Annotated in this window: 1 protein-coding gene; it reads right to left on the reverse strand. The window is 66.3% G+C overall.

Annotated elements, in window-relative coordinates:
- Positions 1 to 1729: condensation domain-containing protein (locus KGQ19_RS48485; RefSeq protein WP_230420574.1), on the reverse strand; the 1729-nt coding region annotated here is incomplete at its 3' end.
- Between the last annotated feature and the right edge of the window lie 36 nt (positions 1730 to 1765).

Consider the following 1765-nt stretch of genomic DNA (forward strand, 5'->3'; position numbering starts at 1 on the left):
AAGCCACCACCAGATCCACAGAACGCCCCATCGCCACCGCGACAAACCGCTCCGGACCAGCCCCGGCCCCACGCAACAACCACGCCAACCGATCAGAACGCGCATCCAACTCCGCATACGTCACCGCAGTACCATCGGCAGCCTCCACCGCAACCGCCAGCGGCGTACGACGCACCTGCAACGCAAACCGCTCCGCCAACCCCGCCGACGACGGCACCGCAGCTGGCCCGGCGCCCCACTCCAACAACCCGGCACGCTCCTGCACCGTCGTCATCTCAAGTTCACGCAGCGGGGCGTGGGGGTTTCGGGTGACGTCGGTGAGCAGGGTGCTGAGGTGGTGTGTCAGGGCTTCGATGGTGTTGGGGTTGAAGATGTCGGTGGCATAGGTCAGCTGGATGGTGATGCCTGCCGGAGTGCCGTCGGGGTGCTGGTTGGGTTGGAAGACCAGGGCCAGGTCGAACTTCGCGGTGTCGGTAGGCACCGTGACGTTCTCGACGGTCAGGCCGGACAGGGCCGGCGGGACCGGGTCGGTCTGGTCGACGGAGAGCATGACCTGGAACAGCGGGTGGCGCGCCGGGGTCCGCACCGGCGCCAGGTGGGCGACCAGCTCCTCGAAGGGGATGTCCTGATGGGCATAGGCCCGCAGATCCGCATCGCGCACCCGCTCGATCAGGGTCTGGAAGTCCGGATTTCCGGACAGGTCGGTACGCAGCACCAGAGTGTTGACGAAGAAGCCGACCAGATCATCGAGCGCGTGATCGCTGCGGCCAGCCACCGCAGTGCCCACCGCGATATCCGTACCGGCCCCGTAGCGGTGCAGCACTGTGGCCACCGCCGCATGCAACACCATGAACAACGTGGCATTCCCGCCTTGCGCCAGGGCCTGAAGCTCGGCATGCGTATCCTGATCGACGTCAAACCGGATTTGCGCACCATGCTGGGAGCGCACCACTGGACGCGGGCGGTCCAACGGCAGCACCGTCTCCTCCGGCACGCCTCGAAGCTGCTCGGCCCAGAACTCCAGGTCCCGCTGATCGGCCGCCCGATCCGCCTGCCACAACGCGAAATCCGCATACTGCACTGGCAACGGCGCAAACCCCGGCGCGCTGCCCTGCACGCGTGCGTCATAGGCCTGCGTCAGATCCCGCAACAACGGACCCTGCGACCATCCGTCTGTAGCGATGTGATGCACTACCAACAACAGCACATGCTCATCGGGCCCGACCCGCCACACGCGAGCCCGAATCGGCAGATCCTCCGCCAACCCGAACGGCTCTCCAGAGGCGGCCTGCACCGCACCATCAAGATCTGACGGCGCGATATCGGCAACCGTCAGCTCGATGGCCGCCGAACCCACGTCGAGGACACGCTGATACGGCTCACCGTCCCGGTCAGGAAACACCGTGCGCAACGACTCATGCCGCCCGACCACGTCACGCAGCGCGGCACGCAACGCCTGCACATCCAAGGCGCCGACCAGCCGCAACGCGACAGGCACGTTATACACCGCACTCGGACCGTCGAAGCAGTTCAGGAAGTGTAGGCGGCGCTGGGCCGAGGACAGCGGTGGATGACTCGGGCGCTGCGCGGGTTCGATCCGTGATCGGGTGCTGCCGCCGGCTCCGTTTTCGATGTGGCGGGCGAGGGCCTGGATCGTCGGACGGTCGAACAGATCCCGGATCGCCACCTCCACCCCGAAAACCCCACGCACCCGATTCACCAAACGCATCGCCGACAACGAATGCCCACCAAGCCCGAAGAAATC

The organism is Catenulispora pinistramenti (genome assembly GCF_018274385.1).
Classification (GTDB): domain Bacteria; phylum Actinomycetota; class Actinomycetes; order Streptomycetales; family Catenulisporaceae; genus Catenulispora; species Catenulispora pinistramenti.